The sequence below is a fragment of the Pseudomonas asturiensis genome (genome assembly GCF_900143095.1).
Lineage (GTDB): Bacteria > Pseudomonadota > Gammaproteobacteria > Pseudomonadales > Pseudomonadaceae > Aquipseudomonas > Aquipseudomonas asturiensis.
Genome location: NZ_FRDA01000006.1, coordinates 133322 through 153772, shown reverse-complemented (window position 1 = coordinate 153772; position 20451 = coordinate 133322). Strand labels below are relative to the sequence as shown.

Annotated in this window: 20 protein-coding genes and 1 pseudogene; 9 read left to right on the top strand and 12 right to left on the bottom strand. The window is 58.2% G+C overall.

Translation table 11 applies throughout. The features are described 5' to 3' along the window. Positions 1 to 37 precede the first annotated feature (37 nt). The 3 genes from BUB69_RS12980 (at position 38) to fdhA (ending at position 3037) form a co-directional block, all read left to right on the top strand. On the top strand, positions 38 to 670 hold the full coding sequence (locus BUB69_RS12980; protein ID WP_073167165.1) for a sarcosine oxidase subunit gamma: 633 nt from the start codon (positions 38 to 40) through the stop codon (positions 668 to 670). Between the two features lie 71 nt (positions 671 to 741). After that, the gene (locus tag BUB69_RS12975) at positions 742 to 1599 is read left to right on the top strand and encodes a formyltetrahydrofolate deformylase (RefSeq protein ID WP_073167161.1); all 858 of its coding nucleotides are present in this window, start codon (positions 742 to 744) and stop codon (positions 1597 to 1599) included. Positions 1600 to 1837: 238 nt separating this feature from the next. After that, on the top strand, positions 1838 to 3037 hold the full coding sequence (gene fdhA, locus BUB69_RS12970) for a formaldehyde dehydrogenase, glutathione-independent (protein WP_073167158.1): 1200 nt from the start codon (positions 1838 to 1840) through the stop codon (positions 3035 to 3037). A gap of 36 nt (positions 3038 to 3073) precedes the next feature. On the opposite strand, the gene BUB69_RS28225 is transcribed toward fdhA, so the two are convergent. Then, a complete protein-coding gene (locus BUB69_RS28225) occupies positions 3074 to 4141 on the bottom strand; it encodes an RHS repeat-associated core domain-containing protein (RefSeq protein WP_245825281.1) in 1068 nt (355 codons plus the stop codon). A gap of 101 nt (positions 4142 to 4242) precedes the next feature. Then, complete coding sequence (locus tag BUB69_RS12960; protein WP_073167156.1) at positions 4243 to 5310, bottom strand: RHS repeat-associated core domain-containing protein; 1068 nt, start codon at positions 5308 to 5310, stop codon at positions 4243 to 4245. A 126-nt stretch (positions 5311 to 5436) separates the two neighbouring features. On the opposite strand from BUB69_RS12960, the pseudogene BUB69_RS29595 reads away from it, so the two are divergent. Further along, a pseudogene (locus BUB69_RS29595) lies at positions 5437 to 5535 on the top strand (hypothetical protein); the annotation flags it as partial. Positions 5536 to 5660: 125 nt separating this feature from the next. Here BUB69_RS29595 and BUB69_RS12955 read toward each other — a convergent pair. Both BUB69_RS12955 and BUB69_RS29005 read right to left on the bottom strand, forming a co-directional pair. Next, positions 5661 to 6692 (bottom strand): RHS repeat-associated core domain-containing protein, encoded by a 1032-nt coding sequence (locus tag BUB69_RS12955; protein ID WP_073167153.1) that lies wholly within the window; start codon positions 6690 to 6692, stop codon positions 5661 to 5663. Between the two features lie 136 nt (positions 6693 to 6828). Further along, positions 6829 to 7932, bottom strand: a complete 1104-nt coding sequence (locus BUB69_RS29005) for an RHS repeat-associated core domain-containing protein (RefSeq protein WP_073167150.1) — start codon at positions 7930 to 7932, stop codon at positions 6829 to 6831. A 243-nt stretch (positions 7933 to 8175) separates the two neighbouring features. On the opposite strand from BUB69_RS29005, the gene BUB69_RS12945 reads away from it, so the two are divergent. Then, complete coding sequence (locus BUB69_RS12945) at positions 8176 to 8742, top strand: DUF2780 domain-containing protein (RefSeq protein WP_073167148.1); 567 nt, start codon at positions 8176 to 8178, stop codon at positions 8740 to 8742. A gap of 59 nt (positions 8743 to 8801) precedes the next feature. Here the strand turns inward: BUB69_RS12945 and BUB69_RS12940 are convergent, their stop codons facing one another. Both BUB69_RS12940 and BUB69_RS12935 read right to left on the bottom strand, forming a co-directional pair. Next, positions 8802 to 9821 carry an RHS repeat-associated core domain-containing protein gene (locus BUB69_RS12940; protein ID WP_084537102.1) on the bottom strand — a complete coding sequence of 340 codons (1020 nt, stop codon included), beginning with the start codon at positions 9819 to 9821 and terminating at the stop codon, positions 8802 to 8804. A 122-nt stretch (positions 9822 to 9943) separates the two neighbouring features. Continuing rightward, positions 9944 to 10843, bottom strand: a complete 900-nt coding sequence (locus tag BUB69_RS12935) for an acyltransferase (protein ID WP_073167141.1) — start codon at positions 10841 to 10843, stop codon at positions 9944 to 9946. 192 nt (positions 10844 to 11035) lie between these two features. On the opposite strand from BUB69_RS12935, the gene rloA2 reads away from it, so the two are divergent. From rloA2 to creC, 3 genes are read left to right on the top strand one after another with little or no spacing between them, the layout of a single operon-like run. Further along, entirely contained in the window at positions 11036 to 11539 is a 504-nt protein-coding gene (rloA2, locus tag BUB69_RS12930; protein ID WP_073167138.1) for a retropepsin-like aspartic peptidase RloA2, read from the top strand. 59 nt (positions 11540 to 11598) lie between these two features. Next, positions 11599 to 12279 (top strand): two-component system response regulator CreB, encoded by a 681-nt coding sequence (gene creB, locus BUB69_RS12925; protein WP_073167134.1) that lies wholly within the window; start codon positions 11599 to 11601, stop codon positions 12277 to 12279. Continuing rightward, the gene (gene creC, locus BUB69_RS12920) at positions 12279 to 13706 is read left to right on the top strand and encodes a two-component system sensor histidine kinase CreC (protein WP_073167131.1); all 1428 of its coding nucleotides are present in this window, start codon (positions 12279 to 12281) and stop codon (positions 13704 to 13706) included. The genes creB and creC overlap by 1 nt, the downstream gene beginning before the upstream one ends. A gap of 234 nt (positions 13707 to 13940) precedes the next feature. Here creC and BUB69_RS28855 read toward each other — a convergent pair whose 3' ends face one another. Next, positions 13941 to 15017, bottom strand: a complete 1077-nt coding sequence (locus BUB69_RS28855) for an RHS repeat-associated core domain-containing protein (RefSeq protein ID WP_073167128.1) — start codon at positions 15015 to 15017, stop codon at positions 13941 to 13943. A gap of 211 nt (positions 15018 to 15228) precedes the next feature. On the opposite strand from BUB69_RS28855, the gene creD reads away from it, so the two are divergent. Then, positions 15229 to 16605, top strand: coding sequence for a cell envelope integrity protein CreD (gene creD / locus BUB69_RS12910; RefSeq protein WP_073167125.1), 1377 nt, complete (start codon positions 15229 to 15231; stop codon positions 16603 to 16605). Positions 16606 to 16721: 116 nt separating this feature from the next. Here the strand turns inward: creD and BUB69_RS12905 are convergent, their stop codons facing one another. From BUB69_RS12905 to BUB69_RS12885, 5 genes are all read right to left on the bottom strand, one after another. Continuing rightward, positions 16722 to 17351: a glutathione S-transferase family protein gene (locus BUB69_RS12905; RefSeq protein WP_073167122.1), complete on the bottom strand. Its 630-nt coding sequence runs from the start codon at positions 17349 to 17351 to the stop codon at positions 16722 to 16724. 82 nt (positions 17352 to 17433) lie between these two features. Continuing rightward, complete coding sequence (locus BUB69_RS12900) at positions 17434 to 17613, bottom strand: hypothetical protein (protein WP_073167119.1); 180 nt, start codon at positions 17611 to 17613, stop codon at positions 17434 to 17436. Further along, positions 17610 to 18743: a PepSY-associated TM helix domain-containing protein gene (locus BUB69_RS12895; protein WP_073167117.1), complete on the bottom strand. Its 1134-nt coding sequence runs from the start codon at positions 18741 to 18743 to the stop codon at positions 17610 to 17612. Before BUB69_RS12895 ends, BUB69_RS12900 begins: the two co-directional genes overlap by 4 nt. A 99-nt stretch (positions 18744 to 18842) precedes the next feature. Continuing rightward, positions 18843 to 19826: a FecR domain-containing protein gene (locus tag BUB69_RS12890; protein ID WP_073167114.1), complete on the bottom strand. Its 984-nt coding sequence runs from the start codon at positions 19824 to 19826 to the stop codon at positions 18843 to 18845. Next, positions 19823 to 20341, bottom strand: coding sequence for an RNA polymerase sigma factor (locus BUB69_RS12885; RefSeq protein ID WP_073167111.1), 519 nt, complete (start codon positions 20339 to 20341; stop codon positions 19823 to 19825). The genes BUB69_RS12890 and BUB69_RS12885 overlap by 4 nt, the downstream gene beginning before the upstream one ends. Between the last annotated feature and the right edge of the window lie 110 nt (positions 20342 to 20451).

Here is a 20451-nt window from a genome sequence, read left to right as displayed (position 1 = left end):
CGCTGGGCTGTACAACAGAATTCAAAGCAGGTGATCCATGACCACAGTCAATGTTTACCCACAACGCCCGGCCACCGACGTCAAAGCCGAGTCGCCGTTGTTCCATGCGAGTCTGGAAAGCCTTGTCGGCAAAGGCCGCGCCAATCCGGGTGTGTTTTTGCGCGAGAAGAAATTGCTGGGCCATCTGACCCTTCGGGGTGATGCCCACGATCCAGCGTTTGCCGCTGGTGTGCACAAGGCGCTTGGTATGGAATTGCCCGCCGCACTGATGCTGGTCAACGCAGGTGAAAGCTCGCTGCAGTGGATGGGGCCGGATGAGTGGCTGCTGATCGTGCCGACCGGCGAAGAGCTTGCCGCCGAGCAGAAACTGCGTGAAGCCCTGGCCGGTTTGCACATCGCAATCGTCAACGTCAGCGGCGGCCAGTCGATCCTTGAACTGACCGGGCCAAAGGTGCGTCAGGTCTTGATGAAGTCCACCAGCTATGACGTGCACCCGGACAACTTTCCGGTGGGCAAGGCCGTCGGCACGGTGTTCGCCAAATCGCAGCTGGTGATTCGTCGCACCGGCGAAGAAACCTGGGAGCTGCTGATTCGTCGCAGCTTCGCCGATTACTGGTGGCTGTGGTTGCAGGATGCGTCGGCGGAATATGGTTTGAGTATTCAGGCGTGAAGTGAGTGGTGCCTGATCCAGCGTCTTTGCAAAGACCTGACAGGCGATAAGGATTCAGGAGTAATCGCGTAATGAGTCGTGCCCCCGATACATGGATTTTGACTGCCGACTGCCCCAGCGTGCTGGGTACGGTCGATGCCGTGACCCGCTTTCTGTTCGAGCAGGGTTGCTACGTGACCGAGCACCACTCGTTCGATGATCGCCTGTCGGGGCGCTTTTTCATTCGCGTCGAGTTTCGTCAGCCAGAAGGCTTCGACGAGGACGGATTCCGGGCAGGCCTGGCCGAGCGGGGCGGTGCGTTCGGCATGATCTTCGAGCTGACGGCGCCCAACTATCGGCCGAAAGTGGTGATCATGGTCTCTAAGGCGGACCATTGCCTGAATGACCTGCTGTACCGCCAGCGCATCAATCAGCTGTCCATGGACGTGGTCGCGGTGGTGTCCAATCACCCCGATCTTGAGCCGTTGGCAGCATGGCACGGAATTGCGTACTACCATTTCCCACTCGACCCCAACGACAAGCCCGCGCAGGAGGCCAGAGTCTGGCAGGTCATCGAAGAATCAGGTGCCGAACTGGTGATCCTCGCCCGCTACATGCAGGTGCTGTCACCGGACCTGTGCCGCAAGCTCGATGGCAAGGCGATCAACATTCACCACTCGTTGCTGCCCGGTTTCAAAGGTGCCAAGCCCTACCATCAGGCCTACAACAAGGGCGTGAAGCTGGTAGGGGCGACGGCGCACTACATCAACAACGACCTGGACGAAGGTCCGATCATTGCGCAGGGCGTCGAAGTGGTCGACCACAGCCACTACCCCGAAGACCTGATTGCCAAAGGCCGGGACATTGAAGGACTGACACTGGCTCGTGCAGTGGGCTATCACATTGAACGGCGGGTGTTTCTCAACGCCAACAGGACGGTGGTTTTGTAGGGCTTCACAACACACTCACAGGAATCACAGGGCCGTGGGAGGCGGCTTGCCGGCGATGGCGTCAGACCCGTTATCCGCGGCTCGCCTGAAAGCATGCATCGCGGGCAAGCGCACTTCCACAGTCATGGTTTTCAGCAAGTTACGACACAAGCAACCCAGAGCAATCGATGCGTTGCCGTAACACCCCATCAAAGCAGCGCATTTCTCCGCTACAACACAATAAAAGCGAGGTGAAAGCATGTCTGGTAATCGCGGTGTAGTGTATCTCGGCGCTGGCAAGGTCGAAGTGCAAAGCATTCCTTTCCCCAAAATGGAAGATCCACGCGGCAAGCGCATCGAACACGGTGTCATCCTGCGCGTGGTGTCCACCAACATCTGCGGCTCGGACCAGCACATGGTTCGCGGCCGCACCACTGCCCAGACCGGGCTCGTGCTCGGTCATGAAATCACCGGCGAAGTGCTCGAAGCCGGTCGTGATGTGGAACACCTCAAGGTCGGCGATCTGGTCTCCGTGCCCTTCAACGTGGCGTGCGGCCGCTGCCGCAGTTGCAAGGAGCAGCACACCGGTGTCTGCCTGACCGTAAACCCTGCCCGCGCCGGTGGTGCCTATGGTTATGTCGACATGGGCGACTGGGTCGGTGGCCAGGCGGAATACGTGCTGGTGCCTTATGCGGACTTCAACCTGCTCAAACTGCCGGATCGCGATGCCGCGATGGAAAAGATTCGCGACCTGACCTGCCTGTCCGACATTCTGCCCACCGGCTACCACGGTGCAGTGACTGCCGGTGTCGGTCCGGGTAGCACGGTCTATGTGGCGGGTGCCGGGCCGGTCGGTCTGGCAGCCGCTGCGTCGGCGCGTCTGCTGGGCGCTGCAGTGGTGATCGTCGGTGACGTCAATCCGACCCGCCTGATTCACGCCAAGGCTCAGGGTTTCGAGATTGCCGATCTGTCCCAGGACACGCCGTTGCACGAGCAGATCGCCGCGCTGCTGGGCGAGCCGGAAGTGGATTGCGCCATTGATGCGGTCGGCTTCGAAGCCCGAGGTCACGGCCATGCGGGTGCTCAGTCGGAAGCGCCCGCAACCGTACTCAACTCGCTCATGGGCGTGGTTCGCGTGGCTGGCAAGATTGGTATTCCCGGCCTTTACGTTACCGAAGATCCGGGAGCCGTGGACGCTGCTGCGAAGATGGGCAGCCTCAGTATCCGTTTCGGCCTGGGTTGGGCCAAGTCCCACAGCTTCCACACTGGGCAGACGCCGGTCATGAAGTACAACCGCCAACTCATGCAAGCCATCATGTGGGACCGCATCAAGATCGCTGACGTGGTGGGTGTTGAAGTCATCAGTCTTGATGACGCGCCGCGTGGCTATGGCGAGTTCGATGCGGGTGTGCCGAAGAAGTTTGTGATTGATCCGCACACGTTGTTCAGCGCGGCGTGATATGGGTGGGCGGGCAGCGCAGGCTGCCCGTCCACATCACAGGGCAGCGGGTGATTCACTTCCGTCAAACCAGACGGGTGCATAGCTAAACCTTGCGCCACGCGCTTTGTGTTTTTTTGAAGAAGAGCGTTCATACAGGTTTTTACGCAGAATTTCGATCCTGATGGCGTTACCCTTCATCGTTTCTTTGGCGTTCACAATGCCCTGGTAGCCCAGCGTGGGGAGGCCCGTTTGACGTGAGAATTGTTCTGCGAACGGCATGCTGGTATCTGCAGAGTGACACGCGATGATGTGAGCACTTTGGTAGTTTTCCAACGCAATGCCTTGTTTCGTGAGTGCAGCGCTCAGATGCTCTGCACCTATGTACTGGCCATCCGCGTACAGCGTGCTGTTATCGGCAATACCGGGGCGTGCGCCATGTGCGTTAACGACCAGCTGTTTGTTTCCTGACTCGAGAGTGTGATCGTAGAGAGTGATGTCCTTAAAGACAGTTCGTTTATTGCTCAGTTTCAGGCTTACGAGGGCGTCTTTAGCCTCCGACGGCGTAGTCATGTGCGACAGCAACTTGCTCAAAGGCTTCAGGAACGCAGGTATGTGCCCTGTCGAATCTGTCTGATTAACCGGTTCCCCCTTGCAATACGCATAGGCATTCAACCCACCGTCGCCAAACGGGCTCAAACGGTCCGGGCTGTTGAACCTCATGAGTACCGGGTTGAACGCGCGATAGCCGTTACCCAGCAGATAGTGCCCGGTCACCGGATCTGCCTGTTGGCCTGTAAAACCCGGCAGGCTTATGGGATCGGCCTGTGGATGCCGATGACCGTAAGGCGTATAGGAAAATGCTGACAGTGGCGTTGCAATGACCGAGTCCTGTCGGTCGGTGGCGAGTACTGCGCAGTCTGAACCCTGATCATGCGCACGCTGCAGCGCCAGCAAATGATCACTTGCATGCAGATACGTGTGTTGGATGAACGCTTGGACCTGCGTGTTCAGGCGGTTCTTTTTATAGAAGTGCCGAAAAGAGTCCAAACCTGCTGGCGAAGCGTTTGCCAAGCGATCCATAGCATCGTAGTGATAACGGCAGAGCATCTTGATGTAAGCCATCGTAATTGCCTTTTCGGCTTGAGCTACTTAGGTAAACATTTGTGCAGGGGCTGATCAGTAGACAGCTAATCAGCAGCTCAGGCACTACTTGACGGTTTCCTTTACAGGTAGGTATGCCATACGGGTTCATAAGCGAACGATTTATACAGGCCGCTGCCTTTGCGGAAGGTGTTTCTTTTATAGATGTCTCTGAGCGTATCACCGTCAGAGACCGTATGGCGAATGTCATAGACATACTTGTAGATGAACCTCCCTTTGTAGCCTTTCACCGGCAAGCGGGTGAGTTCGGATAGTTGCCCCGCAAACGAATGTGCCCCGCCGTCGGCAGAGTAACAGACAGCAAGGTGAATGTTGTCATAGTTGTCAAGATTTCCTTTGTTTCTCATGATTTTATAATTAAGAAGTTCTGGAGAAACAACGCCTGTCCCCATGCTCAGTTGTGGGTGGCCTGTTGACTCCACTGGAATGCCGTGGGCGTGAACCAATAATTCCCGCTGTCCTTTTTTGGTCACGTTATCGTAGACATTGAGGCCGTCTCCCAGATTGACGTGATTACTCAGTTTCAAACCCTTCAGCGTTGATGGAAACTCCTGAAGCAGCGAACGTTTTTGTCTGAGCCCCATGTGTCGCAGAAGTCTCAACAGCACGGGCGCATGGCCGCTGGGATCGATCTGGTTGACCGGATCCCCCTTACAGTACGCATACGCATTCAGCCCACCCTCGCCAAACGGACTCAAGCTGTCCGGGCTGTTGAACGTCATCAATATCGGATTAAACCCTCGATAACCGTTGCCCAGCAGATAGTGCCCGGTCACGGGATCTGCCTGCTGGCCCGTGAAGCCGGGCAGGTTCATGGGGTTGGCTTGAGGGTGTCGTTGGCCGTACGGCGTAAAGGAAGCCTTTTCCTTGGGCGTCATGATGACCGAGTTCTGCTGATCGGTCGCAAGCAACACATACGTTGTCGTTTGATTCTGCCCAAGCTGAAGCGCCAGCAACTGTTCATTGGCGTGCAGCAGTGTGCGCCGGGTCTGGCCCTGAAGGTGTGTAGTCAGGCGGTTCTTTTGAAAAAACCGCTGCACGCTCTCCTGTCCCGCCTGTGCGCTGAGCACCATCTGATCCAGAGGGTCATAGTGATAACGGCAAAGCAGGGCCGGTGCGATCGCGCTCATGGGACTTACCTTCTCTGACGTGAATCATTCAGGTTCGAGTCTGCGCCAGGCCCCTCCCGCGGCCTAGCTATCAGAAACGTCAGGTGCGAGGGCGCGCGGTGCAGTGAGACCCAAGCGCGGTACCGCATCAAGATTGATGATCCGCTGCGTGGCGATGGCGAGTTCGATGCGGGTGTGCCGAAGAAGTTTGTGATTGATCCGCACACGTTGTTCAGCGCAGCCTGATGCCAATAGCTGGGCGGCTTAGGCCGCCCATGCTATTTACCACCTGATCCAGAGCGTCATAGTGATAACGGCACAGCGTTACCGGATCGCGGGAAGTCATAGGCATACATTTTCCAATGTGCGTATCAGTCTGATGTATCAGAGTCTCTCGGCCCGTACTGTCGACCGGCTGCGCGTCTGCGGGGCTGAGTAAGGTGATCCAGACCTCGAATATCCAGCATGCTTTGGTCAATATCATTGAACACGCGATTGTTTGTGGGATGAGAAGACGCCTGCTTATAAGGGCGGGCCATTTCAGGAAGAAACCCTTTCCCTTTACCTGACAGAGCGTCTTCAACCCTTTGCGCCACTGACTCTTTGGCATTACCACCTTGCACGATGAAGCGTTCCAGGTTTTTCCGGCCGACTTTGGCATTGAATTTCTTTATGACGTTTTTATAAGGCAGTGTGTTTTTTAGTGCGTCCAGCGTTTCACCTCTTGCCGCGTTGAAGCTCAATGTTTTTAAGCTGGGAAGCGTTTCCGACGCAGTGGAAATGGGCGCGGTGATGTACTCCTTTTTACCGGCTAGCCAGGCAGCGTAAGGTCCTTTCTTGAACCGTTGGACAGCGGTCGCTACCAACGTCGCCGCCGGAAATGACAGGTGACCCTCTGGATCGACTAAATTGATCGGGTCACCTGCACAGTACGCATACGCATTCAGCCCACCCTCGCCAAACGGACTCAAGCTGTCCGGGCTGTTGAACGTCATCAATATCGGATTAAACCCTCGATAACCGTTGCCCAGCAGATAGTGCCCGGTCACGGGATCTGCCTGCTGGCCCGTGAAGCCGGGCAGGTTCATGGGGTTGGCTTGAGGGTGTCGTTGGCCGTACGGCGTAAAGGAAGCCTTTTCCTTGGGCGTCATGATGACCGAGTTCTGCTGATCGGTCGCAAGCAACACATACGTTGTCGTTTGATTCTGCCCAAGCTGAAGCGCCAGCAACTGTTCATTGGCGTGCAGCAGTGTGCGCCGGGTCTGGCCCTGAAGGTGTGCAGTCAGGCGGTTCTTTTGAAAAAACCGCTGCACGCTCTCCTGTCCTGCCTGTGCGCAGAGCACCATCTGATCCAGAGGGTCATAGTGATAACGGCAAAGCAGGGCCGGTGCGATCGCGCTCATTGGAGTTACCTTCTCTGACGTGAATCATTCAGGTTCGAGTCTGCGCCAGGCCTCTCTCGTGGCCTAGCTATCAGAATCGTCAGGTACGAGGGTGCGCAATGCGGTGAGGCCGGAAGTTGCGACTGAACTCGTTCGGTCATGGAAACCTGACCGAGTGGTAGACTGGTTTTTCGCGGAGCACGCCATATTCATCGTATGAGTCCTTCTTGTAAAAGCCGACCAGGAAATTGTCAGTGGAATCTTGAATGTTGCGTATTTCGTGGGTATAGACGTATCCAATATAGGCTTTGACAGGTTTTTTCGTAATTCTTGCAACTTCAGCTGCATACGACCTGGCACCGCCGGTTCCCAGGAAGCATGACACCAGGTGAATGTTTTCAAAGTTGTTCAGGTGTACACGCTGTTCTGCCAATCGGTCGACAAGCTCTTGTGGATACACATAACCCTTTCCTTGCGCGATCAGGGCTGAAAGGTCGGACGTCGGTAGCGTCGCGGCGTGACCGTTGACGATCAACTCCAGGTTTCCATTTTTTTTCAGTTTTTGATACGCATTAACACCACCGCCCAGTTCCAGCCGGTAACCCAGGTTCAGTACCTTTACACCGATATTTTTCTGCTCGATGCCGGGGATCCTTTGGCTGATGAAGCTTTCCCTTTCCAGTAAGAAAGGCACGCTGTTGCCAGGTTGCAATCCTTGGAGCGCTGTTTTAAGAAACAAGGGCATATGCCCACTGGGGTCCACCCGATTGACCGGATCCCCCACACAATACGCATACGGGTTCAAGCCGCCTTTGCCAAACGGACTCAAACTGTCCGGGCTGTTGAACCTCATCAGCACCGGGTTGAATGCCCGATAACCATTACCCAGCCAATAATGCCCGGTCAGCCGGTCTGTCTCCTGACCCTTAAAGCCCGGCAGGTACAGGAGGTTTGCCTGTGGATGCCGATGACCATAGGGCGTAAAGGATGCCTTCTCGTCGGGGGTCGCGATGACCGAAAACTGCGGGTCGGTCGCTAACAGTGCGTACGTGGTCGTTTGATTCTGCCCAAGCTGAAGCGCCAGCAAATAGTCATTGGCGTGCAGCAGCGTGCGCCGGGTGTGTCCCTGAATGTGCGTGGTCAGCCGGTTCTTTTGATAAAAAAACTTCAGGCTGGTTTGACCTTCACGTTCGCTGTGTGCCAGCCGATCCAGAGGGTCGTAGCGATAAAGACAATGCGCTGCAGGTCTGATGAAAGCCATTGGTGTTAACCCCTTCCGCTTGAGTCATCCACATGGCAGCTTACACGGAGCACTGCCTTCAGCCTGGCTATCAGGACTATCAGGACTGTCAGGTAGAGCCCGTCTGGGCGTCAGGCTTCAACGTCACAGTCGGAAATAACCGCTATCTGCTCCGAGGCACCGGGAACAAGCTTTGGCCCACTCAGTCAAATCGTCTGTTTTACCGCCCACTCTCGGGCGGTTCAGTTTGATGAGGTTGACCGAATGAAGACTGCACGCGTGATGGCACTGGCAACGTTGATGGGCCTGGCAGCAAGCCCGGTGTTTGCCTTCAACCTGAATGACGCAGCGAATGCGGTTTCCAACGCCACAGGCGGGAATCAGAAAGCCACAGCCGCACCCGAGGCGGCCGGCTTGCTGAACGCGTTGGGCTCCCAACTCAATGTCACTCCCGAACAGGCGGTAGGCGGGACGGGTGCACTGCTGGGGCTGGCGAAGAACAAGCTGGCCGGCAACGATTACGCGCAACTGGCTCAGTCGGTTCCCGGCCTGGAGCAACTGTCCGGCGTCTCGGCGCTCGACAGCCTCGGAGGTGCTAACGGTCTGGGCAAGCTGCTGGGCGGGAGCAAGTCAGGCGACAATTCAATGCTTAACAGTGCCTTGGGCAACGTGCAGGACATGGGCGATGTCAACAACGCGTTCAAGGCGTTGGGCATGGACAGCAATATGGTCGGTCAGTTTGTACCGGTGATTCTGCAGTACCTCGGTCAGCAAGGCGCGAGCGGTTCCGCGTTGCAGAGTCTGAGTGGAATATGGGGCGTAGGTAGCTGAGCGCATATCCTGCTTCACCGGGCAGTGAAGTCAAGCGCGAACAGTGCGCAGTTCGTTCGCTAGATATCTCTGATAGCTTTCACTGCTTCTACATGGTGGCGCTGTAAAGCGGCTGCTTTTTCTTTACGGAGTATGGTCATGTCCTGCACCAATTGTTCAAGAGCTCGCGTGTCCAAGTCGTAGATTTCACTGTCATACGACCCCGTCGGTCTATTACGGAACGTGCGCATGTCCGCCAGTTGGCCTATGAGGACACGTTCCTTATTGTGTGGTTGCAGGTGTTTGATTACTCCGAGCGTGGGCTCGAAGTTCCTGAGATGCGCTTCGAAGGGGAGTGCTGTGCGGGGTAGAAACCCCCGGCCTTGACCCGAGAACGCCTGATCTGTCCGCTCAGCCCAGCTTCCTTTTGCCCTGGAGAGAAAGTCGGTCAGATGATGTGCCCCGGATCTTTCATTTATCTGGGTAATCACCTTGCGATAAGGCGTGTTTTGCAATTCTCTCAGCGCGTTACCGCTGAACAATTTTAAGCTTCGCTGCAGCAGGGACGGAACATTGGCTGTTTGTTGTACGACTTTCTTTACGTTAAGCCTTCTTGCCAGCGCGGCTGAACGGAAAGGCAAGTGCCCATCCGGATCGACGGAGTTTATTGGGTCTCCCTCGCAATAGGCATATGCGTTCAGGCCGGCTTTTTCAAACGGACCGAGGCTGTCCGGGCTATTGAATCTCATGAGTACAGGATTGAACGCTCTGTAGCCGTTCCCCAGTAAATAGTACCCGGTCACCTTGTCCACTGGCTGGCCATTAAAACCTGGCAGGCTCTTCGGGTTGGCCGCTGGATGACGAACACCGTAGGGCGTGTAGGACACTTTCTGTAGCAGGTCCGCAATGACGGAACCTTGCTGATCTGTCGCCAGCAACGCGCACTCACTCGCTCCATTTTCCAGGCGATATTGAGCCAACATGTGTTCGTTTGTGTGAAGCCCGATGTACCTGATCGAGCCCTCAATCCGGGTGGCGAGGCGACTCTTTTGATAGAAGTGTCGCACAACGTTATTTGCCGATAGGGAAAGGTTCGCCATGCGGTCCAGTGCGTCATAACGATAGATCGCCAGAGTAGGTAACAGCACGGTCGAACTCTCCTGTTCTGTTGGGATCAGTTTCAATCGCCCGCGAAAAGCCGTCTACCTGTCGAAACTACTAGTCATTGTTGTTGCTGCGCTGCCTCCAGCCTTAACGCCGCAATCCGTACATCCTTCTCGGTCCAGAGCTGATTGACCCAGCTCTGAACCTTCTCCCGAAACACTGGGTCGTTCTCGTAGTCTCCCTGCCACAGCCAGGGATCCAGCTCGCGGGTCCTGATGTCGACAATGACGTTCGAGACCCGTCCGCAGAGCATGTCCCAGAAGCCCGGGATGGTTGAGCCGGGATACACCACCGTAACGTCCAGAATCGCATCCAGCTGCTCACCCATGGCGGCCAGCACGAATGCCACGCCACCCGCCTTGGGTTTGAGCAGGCTGGTGTGGGGCGAGGCTTGCGCCGAATGCTTGGCCGGCGTGAAGCGGGTGCCTTCCAGGTAGTTGACGATGGTCACTGGCTGGCGTTTGAACAGTTCGCAGGCAGCCTTGGTGATTTCCAGGTCCTTGCCTTTGAGTTCCGGGTGTTTGGCCAGAAAGGCCTTGGTGTAACGTTTCATGAACGGGTAATCCAGCCCCCACCACGCCAGACCCAGCAGCGGCACCCAGATCAGCTCTTTTTTCAGAAAGAACTTGAAGAACGGCGTGCGCCGGTTGAGCGCCTGAATGAGTGCGGGGATATCGACCCACGACTGATGGTTGCTGATCACCAGATACGATGTGTCGCTGCGCAGGCCCTCGTCGCCGCGAATATCCCATCGCGTCGGAATGCAGGCGGCGAAAATGAGCTTGTCGATCTCGGCCCAGGTTTCGGCAATCCACATCACGGCATGGGAGCAGTGATCCCGCATGCGGCCTCTGAACAAAAGCTTGAGCAGGGCGAAAACCAGTAAGGGACCAATCAGCACGAGCGTGTTGATCAGCAGGAGGAGGGTGACAAAACAGCCGGTGAGTACACGGCGCATAAAAGGCTCTTGAGGGTTCTGGGCCGGCAATGATAAAGATCATCGCGTTTTACGCCAATTACACAGGTGCTTACAAATGTTTCACGTACGGGAGATTATGCTCGCCGAACACTGAACTGCCGAACCAACGGCAGGTTCGCTGTCTAAAACCGGGCGCCAATCAGGCGTTGTCCCTTGTGAGGAACCTTGCACGTGAAACCGATTCTGGCGCTGTTGTCCCTGCTCGCCCTGCCTGTCATGGCAGCCGAACCGACGCTGTATGGTCGCTACGAGAACATCAAGGTGGTGGATGTCGGCCAGACCTTCAAGGCCAAGATGGACACCGGCGCGTTGACCGCTTCGTTGTCGGCCAAGGATATCGAGCTGTTCAAACGCGATGGCGATGACTGGGTGCGTTTCCGTCTGGCGACCAAAGACGCCGACAGCAAGGTGTACGAACACAAGGTCTCGCGGATCAGCAAGATCAAGGGCCGCTCCGAGGGCGAGGACGAAGACGACGAAGTGATCGACCCGACCAAGCGCCCGGTGGTGGACATGGAGCTGTGTCTGGGTGACAAGAAACGCACAGTCGAAGTCAATCTGGTGGACCGCAGCCACTTCAACTACCCGCTGCTGATCGGCGCCAAGGCGCTGCGCGAGTTCGACGCAGCGGTCAACCCGGCACGCCGTTATACCGCTGACAAACCCGATTGCTGATTGACGCAGAGGGCTGAAATCGCGCAACGTTTCGCCCTCTCCTCCAGCGCCCGGATGCCATGCCGCACATATTGATTGTCGAAGACGAAGCCGCGATTGCCGACACGCTGATCTATGTGCTGCAAAGCGAAGGGTTTACCACCTCCTGGCTCAGCCTTGGGCAAGAGGCCGTCGAGCAGCAGCGCGTGTCGCCGGCCGACCTGATCATTCTGGACATCGGCCTGCCGGATATCACTGGTTTCGAGGCCTGCAAACAGTTACGGCGTTTCAGCGACGTGCCGGTGATTTTCCTGAGCGCGCGCGACGCTGAAATCGATCGCGTAGTGGGGCTTGAGATCGGCGCGGATGACTATGTCGTCAAACCGTTCAGCCCGCGAGAAGTTGCCGCACGGGTTCGGGCGATCCTGAAACGCATGCAGCCGCGCCCTGTCACGGTTTCGGAAAACCAGCCGTTCACGATCGATCTTGAGCGTTTCCAGATCAGTTACCGCAACCAGCCGCTGAGCCTGACCCGTCACGAATTCCGCCTGTTGCAGTGCTTGCTCGCCCAGCCCGAGCGCGTGTTCAGCCGCGAGCAATTGCTCGATGCAATGGGGGTTGCGGCGGATGCCGGGTACGAGCGCAACATCGACAGCCACATCAAGAGCGTACGTGCCAAGCTGCGTGTCGTCGCGGCCGATGCCGAGCCGATCCAGACCCATCGCGGGCTGGGTTACAGCTTCAGCCCGGGCCACAGCTGATGCCGTTGAGCATGCGGATTTTTCTGGTCTACGCGGTGTTCATCGCGTTGACCGGCTACTTCGTGCTCAATACGGTGATGAAGGAAGTCCGCCCCGGCGTGCGTCAGTCCACCGAGGAAACGCTTGTCGACACGGCCAATCTGCTGGCTGAAATTCTTCATGACGATGTCAAGAACGGCACCCTGAACCAAAGCCGACTCCCAGACGCACTCAAGGCCTACGGCCTGCGTCAGCCGGCTGCGAATATCTGGGGGCTGGACAAGAATCAGGTCAACAATCGCATTTATGTGACCGATGCCAACGGCATCGTCCTGCTCGACTCCAGCGATCAGGCGGTGGGTCAGGATTACTCACGCTGGAATGACGTCTACCTGACGCTGCGGGGCCAGTACGGTGCGCGCTCGACCCGCAGTGATCCTGAAGACCCTGACTCGTCGGTCATGCACGTTGGTGCGCCGATTCGCGATCATGGCGTGATCATCGGCGTGGTCACGGTCGCCAAACCCAACAGCTCGTTGCAACCCTACGTTGACCGCGCCGAGCGCAGGCTGCTGTGGTACGGCGGCGGCCTTATGGTGATGGGCCTCTGCATGGGCGGCCTGTTTTCATGGTGGCTGGGTTCGGCATTGAGACGTTTGACCGGCTATGCCCAGGCCGTCAGTGAAGGACGCCGCGCAGCGCTGCCGCATTATCGGGGTGGCGAGCTTGAGCAACTGTCTGCGGCGGTCGAACACATGCGCACTCAACTGGAAGGCAAAGCCTACGTCGAGCGCTACGTGCACACGCTGACCCACGAACTGAAAAGCCCGCTGGCGGCGATTCGCGGTGCTGCCGAGCTGTTGCAGGATGAGATGCCCGGCGAACAGCGAAAACGTTTCGTCAGTAACATCGAGGGCGAAAGCGCCCGTTTGCAGCAACTGATCGAACGGCTGCTGAACCTGGCGATGGTCGAACAGCGCCAGGGTCTGGAAGAAAAGGTCGCGATAGCGTTGGCCGATCTGATCGATGAGCTGCTGACGGCCAGAAACACGCGCATAGAGCGTCAGGGATTGCGCATCGACATCCAGATCGATGCCAGCCTGCAGCTTTTGGGTGAGCGCTTCCTGTTGAGTCAGGCGCTGGGCAATCTAATCGATAACGCGCTGGATTTTACGCCCGTCAATGGCAGATTGAGTCTGGAGGCCATGCGTGATGGCGAGCGGATCCGCTTCACGCTCTACAACGACGCCGCCCCGATTCCCGACTACGCCTTGCCTCGTCTGAGCGAGCGTTTCTATTCCCTGCCGCGCCCGGACAGCGGTCGAAAAAGCACCGGGCTCGGACTGAATTTCGTGGAAGAAGTCGTGCAGTTGCATGCCGGGGAAATGCAGATCGGGAATGTCGAGGGCGGGGTCGAGGTGAGGTTGATTTTGTCGGGCGAAGGATGAGGTCGTCACGGGTGTGGTTGGCTGCCTCCTGTCAAACAACCTGTAACCCGCAGAACAAAGGCATTTCACTGCGGGATACGGACTTGTCCGCGAAGACGTCATTTCGGTCACCGCATCCTGTCATGCATTCCGGCGTCTGCATGGGCCCTTTCGTGGACAAGTCCACTCCCACGAGGTCGGGTGTTTGCTGCGCGACAGCGCGGCGTCGTAAACGGGGGCGGGACCTTCTTTAGTTCATTTGTCTGGACGTCCATACCAGACAGGCTCATAAGTAAACCATCTGCTGCGCTCAGTGCCTTTCTCAAAAGGGTTGGTTTTTTCAATATATGACGGCCTTACCCCCCGCACCTGACTGTTGTCCAGAACCATGGATGCAGTGACTTTGCCTTTGTAACTTTTGACCGGTAAACCGGTAATGGAAGACAGGGTTTCCCCGAATGGAACGCTGCCATCGCCTGAGTAACAAACAACGGTTCGAATGCTCTCATAGTTGTCCAGGTCCACACTATTGCGTCTGAGCTCGTTATAAAACGCGTCGGCCGCTATCGGCTTGTTGTCCAGATAGATGAACGACCCGTCGCTGTTTGACGGGCGAGTGCCGTGGGCACTGATGAGCAATTCCTTCTTGCCGTTTTTCTTGATCCGGTCGTAAAGAGCAACGCCCGATAGATCTCTGCCATTGGACAAGCGCATTTTTGTGGGGCCGAAGAGTGCCCGCCGAACGCGTTGAGAGGCCTTGTAAAAGGCACCCGATAATCGGGAAACAGCCTTTTGAATGCCCTGCAAGCCTGGCACATGTCCCGTCGGATCCTTGCGATTGACCGGATCACCCAGGCAGTACGCATAAGCATTCAGTCCACCCTCCCCAAACGGACTCAGACTGTCCGGGCTGTTGAACCTCAATAGCACCGGATTGAATGACCGGTAACCATTGCCCAACAAATAATGCCCTGTCAGTGGATCAACCGGTTGACCATTGAAACCTGGAAGTCGGCCCGGATCGGTCGATGGAGTGCGTGTGCCGTAGGCTGTATAGGTAAACGCTTGCTGGGGGGCTGCAATGATTGAACCCTGCTGATCAATCGAAACCGGCAGGCAATCCATGTGGTTGCCGATCTGGTTCTGCTGGGCCAGGACATCGTTTTCTGTCTGGAATAATGAATGCCGTACGGCGCCCCGGACTTGCGTGGTCAATCGGTTCCTTTGGTAGAAAAAAAGCACACTGGCCTGACCGTGCACGGCGCAACTGGCCAGGCGATCCAGAGCATCGTAGCGATAGATACACAGTACGACCGGTGCGCTGCCAGCCATGGCTTTTTCTCTCGATCATGAGTGGTCGTGGGTACATGGAGCCTGCATGTGCCCCGTTTGTTCGCCCAGCTATCAGAATTGACAGGCCGGGCGATGTCTTCAGGCAAGCGTGAGCGCTGTTCGATCCACACCACACAATCTCCACACAACCCCCATCCTGCCTCCACATGCTCATTCCAGACTCTCCCCATCGAAAAACAGGGAGAGTCCCATGAACCGAAATCTGGCTGTAAAACTGGGCACCATTGCCCTGCTGATCATGCTGTTGCTGATTCCATTGTTGATGATCGGCAGCCTGATCACAGACCGACAGTCGCAACGCGACGGGGTGCTTGAGGACATCGCGCGCAGTTCCAGCTTCAGTCAGCGTCTGACGGGCCCGATCCTGGTCGTGCCCTACCGCAAGATCGTGCGGATATCGAAAACCAACGCCCAGACCGAAGAGCGCTATGTTGAAAACGCGTCTGAGCGCGGGTATCTGTATTTTCTGCCGGAGCGTTTCGAACTCGATGGCAAGGTGCAGACCGAGCTGCGCGCCCGAGGCATCTATGAGGCGCGTCTTTATCACGCCGATAACCACATCAGCGGCCAGTTCGTATTGCCCGAGAAGCTGGGCGTGACCGATGACGTTGCCGATTACACCTTTGAAAAACCGTACCTGGCGCTTGGCATCAGCGATATCCGTGGTATCGAAAGCGCGCCGAAGCTGCAGGTGAACGGGCAGACGCTGGACCTGCTGCCAGGCTCGCGGACCGAGTGGCTGGGCGAAGGGGTCAGCGCCAGCCTGCCGGTGCAGGACGGGCGCGAGCAGACCACACTGGACTTCACGCTGGACCTGCGTCTGCAGGGCACCGGCCAGCTCGAAGTCGCGCCGGTGGGCAAGTCCAGCAGCGTACAGTTGAGTGCCGACTGGCCACATCCCGGTTTCATCGGCAATTACCTGCCGACCCGACGCGAGATCACCGATCAGGGTTTCAAGGCTGAGTGGCAGGCCTCGTTCTTTTCCACCAACCTGGAAGATGCGCTCAGCCGTTGCCTGACAGCGCAGGCGTGCGAGGACTTCAAGAGCCGCAGCTTCGGCGTGAGCTTCGTCGACCCGGTGGATCAGTACCTCAAGAGCGACCGGGCGATCAAATACGCGCTGTTGTTCATCGCACTGACCTTTGCCGGGTTCTTCCTCTTCGAGGTGCTGAAAAGCCTGGCGGTGCATCCGGTTCAATATGCCTTGGTGGGTGCGGCGCTGGCGTTGTTCTACCTGATGCTGCTGTCGCTGTCCGAGCACCTGGGCTTTGCCATGGCCTACGTGCTGTCGGCGGGTGCCTGCGTGTGTCTGATTGGTTTCTATGTCAGTCACGTGCTGCGCAGTGTGGGTCATGGGGCAGGCTTTGCAGCGGGGCTGACGGCGCTGTACGGATTGCTCTATGGCCTGCTCAGTGCCGAAGATTACGCGTTGCTGATGGGGGCTTTGCTGCTGTTCGGCCTGCTGAGCGTGTTCATGGTGCTGACCCGCAAGCTGGACTGGTATGGCATTGCGATCAGTCGCCCGAGCCCGACGCGCGACGTGGACCTGGAGGTGCGTCATGAGTAAATGGCTCGGCTTGCGGGAGGATCAGGTCCGGGCGCAGGGCCTGATCTCCATCATCACGCGCCTGTTGCCTGAGCCGCCACGGTACCGTGCGCGTCCCGGCAACAGATCCCGCGCAATTACGCCGGCGGCTGAGTCGCCAGCATCGAAGGGCGCTGGCTGATCTCCAGATACCAGCTCGCCAGGCGAGGGTAGGCACCACGCCAGCGCAGGTCAGGCTGGCGGAAATCCAGGTAACCCAACGCGGCAGCGACGCTGATGGACGCCACATCGAATGACGAGCTGAGTTCGGTAATGGCGTCCTGCTCGAAATAGCTGAGCGTGCGTTCGATTTTTTCCTGCTGGCTGTTCAGCCACAGGTCCCAATGCTTTTCAACAGGCCGCAGGAAGGTTTCGTAGCGGATCAGTACAGCAGCGTCGAGCAGGGCGTCGGCCAGTGACGCCAGGGTCAGGCGCCGCCAGCGCGCCGACCCTTCGCGCGGGATCAGTGGATTGCCGACATGCTGATGGTCCAGATAATCAAGGATCACACGGCTGTCGTGGATCACGTTGCCATCGGCCAGACGCAGGGCCGGGAGCTTGCCTGCCGGGTTGTCGTCATTGAGCTCGGCAGACGGATTGACAGGCGTCAGTACCGTGGGATGCAACTGCACACGGTCGAACTGACCGGTTTCGTGAAGCAGCACCACCACCTTGCGGGCGAAGGGAGAAGCGGCGTTGAAATACAACGTCATCGTGGGCGCAGACATGGGTGTTCCTCGCTGGGACAGGCCCATAGACTAGTCAGCGAGGGACGGGACTGCAATCGGAGGTAACAATCATGGATCACCATCATCGCCGAGTCAGCAATCCTCTGATACTCACCCCCGCCGCGATCCCCATGCCTGCCCACGCCAAGGTGTCCCATCCGCCATCACCCAGCAGCGCCGCAAACAGACCGACCCCGGTCAGCAGGGTGATCCATGCAGGCTTGGCGAAGGTTTTCCAGAACCGCGACGGCTTGCCACTCATTGCGCCACCTGCGCCTGACCCGCGCGCTCCGTGCGGGCGACACGCCGTCTGACCCACCACAGATAAACGCCACTGCCGAGCACGATGATGGTCAGCACATCCAGCGTGGCCCAGAGGATCTTCATCGGCATGCCGCCGTAATCACCGAAATGCAGCGGCTGCGACATGCCCAGCGCGTCCATGTACCAGGGCCGTTCGACCACGGCGGTGACCTGCAGGGTCTGCGCGTCGATCAGCACCGGGGTCGCCAGGTGCGCGGTCAGGTGCGTGTTGCCTTTGAGAAATACAGCGTAGTGATGCTCGCTGGAGAAGCGCGTGCCGGGAAAGGCGATGAAGTCGGCCTGCATGCCGGGCACCGCCGATTCAGCGATCTCCAGCAGCCGCGTGGCCGGCGCGCGTTGAGTCAAGGGTGGCGCGTCGCGGTAAGGCGCGATCATGGTGGCCAGCGCGTCGTTGCGCCACGAGGCAATCAGCAGATCGGCGCAGGCGCTGATCACGCCCGTAACGCCCACCACCAGCGCCCAGGTCAGGGTTACGACGCCGATCAGGTTATGCAGGTCCAGCCAGCGGGTTCGTGTGGATTTGCCTGCCCGTACTGTGCCGAACTCCAGCTTGCGCATGAACGGCGAATACAGGACCGTCCCGGACACAATCGCTACCACGAACAGCAGCCCCATGAACGCTAGCAGCAGTTTGCCCGGCAGTTCGGCGTACATGTCCACGTGCAGGCGCAGCATGACCATCATGAACCCGCCATTGGCCGAGGGCATTTCCAGCGCTTCGCCGGTACGCGCATCCAGCGCGAAGGTGTGGGACGAATTGGGTTCGGTGCCGGCCGTTGCCGCCGTGATTGCCATCACGCCGTTCGGTTCTTCGTCATCCCAGCCAAAGTACTGCATCACTTCTCCCGGCCGATGCGCTTCGGCCGCCCTGGCCAGGTGCTCCAGGTTCAGGCGCGGCGTGTCGGCGGGCATGTCCTTGTAATGCGGCGCATCGCCCAGCAGGTGGTCGATCTCGTGGTGAAAGATCAGCGGCAGGCCGGTGATGGCCAGCATCAACAGGAACAGTGTGCAGATCAGGCTGCTCCAGGTATGGACGACAGACCAGCGACGCACGGTTTGGCTTTTCATGGGGTATCCACAGACGAAAGGACAGGGCTCGTTAAGGCTAAGCCGCATGAGACCGGAAAAGTGTCAGCCTGGCGCAGGGTGCAGCTTCGCCGCTGTGTTTCAGGGTTTTGCAGCAGCAGCGTCATTCCTGGGCTGCACCGTGGTCCACCAGGGCGTGTGCTGCTCGATACGCACCGGCAAGGTCGGCAGCAGCGCCTTGAGGGCCAGGTTGGTATCGGTCAGCGGGAAGCTGCCCGTGATGCGCAGGTCTGCGACTTGCGGATCGACGCCCAGATGCCCCTGTCGATAACGCGCCAGTTCCGCCAGCATGTCTTGCAGGCGGGCGTTATCCACCACCAGCATGCCGCGCGTCCAGGCGTCTGCGCCCATCGGCAGGGCGAGCAGCGGGCCAAGGCCGTCACGGGTCAGGCGGATTTGCTGGCCTTCATGCAGAATCTGCTCTTGGGGAACATCACGGGCATTGGCCGCAACGGCCGATTGCAACACGCTGAGCAGCGTGCCGTCGGCGTCGCGCCTGACCAGAAAGCGCGTGCCGAGTGCACGCATCTTGCCGTCCGGGGTTTCCACAATGAACGGCCTAGGGTCGTTATGATCGCCGGTCTGCACCAGGATTTCGCCGTCCTGCAGGATGACCCGGCGCTGCCGGGCATCGAAGCGCACGTCGATTGCGCTGTGGGTGTTGAGGCGAATCAGGGTGTTATCGGCCAGACGCACATCGCGTTGTTCGCCGGTCGCCGTGCGTTGATCGGCAAGCCAGTAGTCCAGCGCCAGGTAACGATCAGCGGTGAACAACGCCAGGCCACAGGCCAGAAACACTCCGGCCAGACCACCACCGAGCTTGCGCAGGCTGCGTCGCAAGGTGCCGGGTGATTGCTGCAAAGCCTTGCGCGCCGGACCTGAGGGCACCGCAAAGCGCTGATTGATCATGCCCAGTTGGCTCCAGGCGCGAGCGTGCTCCTCATCCGCAGCCAGCCAGCGGGCGAACTCGGCGCGCTCGCCGTCACTGCCGTTGGCCGAGTCCAGATTCAGTTGCCACTCGATGGCCGCATTCAGTACGCGGGCTGATACCGGGCGGGTGTTCATGTTGGCTCGCCATACAGCGACACGTAACACTGACGCATGGCCTGGGCCAGGTATTGCCTGACCCGCGATACCGAAACGCCCAGCCGCTCGGCAATCTCGGCGTGGCTCAGCCCGTCCAGACGGTTATAGAGGAAGGCTGCGCGCGCCTTGCCGGGCAAGGTGTCCAGCAGGCGGTCAATCGCTTTCAGGTCTTCCAGGATCAACAGTTGTTCTTCGGGCGAGGGCTGTTCGGCCTCCGGGACCTGCATCAGCTCGCCGAGATACGCCTGCTCCAGCGCAGCACGCCGGAAATAGTCGAACATCAGGCCTTTGGCGATGGTTGCCAGAAACGCCCTGGGCTCTCTGGGCGACTGCAACTCGTCACGACCCAGCAAGCGCACGAACGTGTCCTGACTCAGGTCCTGAGCGCGCTGCGGGCAGGCGACATTGCGCCGAAGCCAGGCCAACAGCCAGCCGCGATGATCGCGATACAACGCACCAACGATTTCGCTATGAGGGCTTGGGGCTGACGACACGAACGGCCTCGATGAGAAGAATCTAACTAAAGAGAATCATTCGCGATTGTGACAGGGCGCGTGGGTAGTGGCAATTAGCGTCTGTCGGCTGAGGAGTGACATTCGACTGC

Coding starts and splice junctions, on each gene's coding strand:
- BUB69_RS12905 (WP_073167122.1), bottom strand. CDS start 17,351: ATGTCTGCGCCCACGATGACGTTGTATTTCAACGCCGCTTCTCCCTTC.
- BUB69_RS12945 (WP_073167148.1), top strand. CDS start 8,176: ATGAAGACTGCACGCGTGATGGCACTGGCAACGTTGATGGGCCTGGCA.
- BUB69_RS12895 (WP_073167117.1), bottom strand. CDS start 18,743: ATGAAAAGCCAAACCGTGCGTCGCTGGTCTGTCGTCCATACCTGGAGC.
- BUB69_RS12900 (WP_073167119.1), bottom strand. CDS start 17,613: ATGAGTGGCAAGCCGTCGCGGTTCTGGAAAACCTTCGCCAAGCCTGCA.
- BUB69_RS29005 (WP_073167150.1), bottom strand. CDS start 7,932: ATGGCTTTCATCAGACCTGCAGCGCATTGTCTTTATCGCTACGACCCT.
- creD (WP_073167125.1), top strand. CDS start 15,229: ATGAACCGAAATCTGGCTGTAAAACTGGGCACCATTGCCCTGCTGATC.
- BUB69_RS12940 (WP_084537102.1), bottom strand. CDS start 9,821: ATGGCGAACCTTTCCCTATCGGCAAATAACGTTGTGCGACACTTCTAT.
- BUB69_RS28225 (WP_245825281.1), bottom strand. CDS start 4,141: ATGGCTTACATCAAGATGCTCTGCCGTTATCACTACGATGCTATGGAT.
- BUB69_RS12980 (WP_073167165.1), top strand. CDS start 38: ATGACCACAGTCAATGTTTACCCACAACGCCCGGCCACCGACGTCAAA.
- BUB69_RS12955 (WP_073167153.1), bottom strand. CDS start 6,692: ATGAGCGCGATCGCACCGGCCCTGCTTTGCCGTTATCACTATGACCCT.
- BUB69_RS12935 (WP_073167141.1), bottom strand. CDS start 10,843: ATGCGCCGTGTACTCACCGGCTGTTTTGTCACCCTCCTCCTGCTGATC.
- BUB69_RS12960 (WP_073167156.1), bottom strand. CDS start 5,310: ATGAGCGCGATCGCACCGGCCCTGCTTTGCCGTTATCACTATGACCCT.
- BUB69_RS12890 (WP_073167114.1), bottom strand. CDS start 19,826: ATGAACACCCGCCCGGTATCAGCCCGCGTACTGAATGCGGCCATCGAG.
- BUB69_RS28855 (WP_073167128.1), bottom strand. CDS start 15,017: ATGGCTGGCAGCGCACCGGTCGTACTGTGTATCTATCGCTACGATGCT.
- BUB69_RS12975 (WP_073167161.1), top strand. CDS start 742: ATGAGTCGTGCCCCCGATACATGGATTTTGACTGCCGACTGCCCCAGC.
- fdhA (WP_073167158.1), top strand. CDS start 1,838: ATGTCTGGTAATCGCGGTGTAGTGTATCTCGGCGCTGGCAAGGTCGAA.
- creC (WP_073167131.1), top strand. CDS start 12,279: ATGCCGTTGAGCATGCGGATTTTTCTGGTCTACGCGGTGTTCATCGCG.
- creB (WP_073167134.1), top strand. CDS start 11,599: ATGCCGCACATATTGATTGTCGAAGACGAAGCCGCGATTGCCGACACG.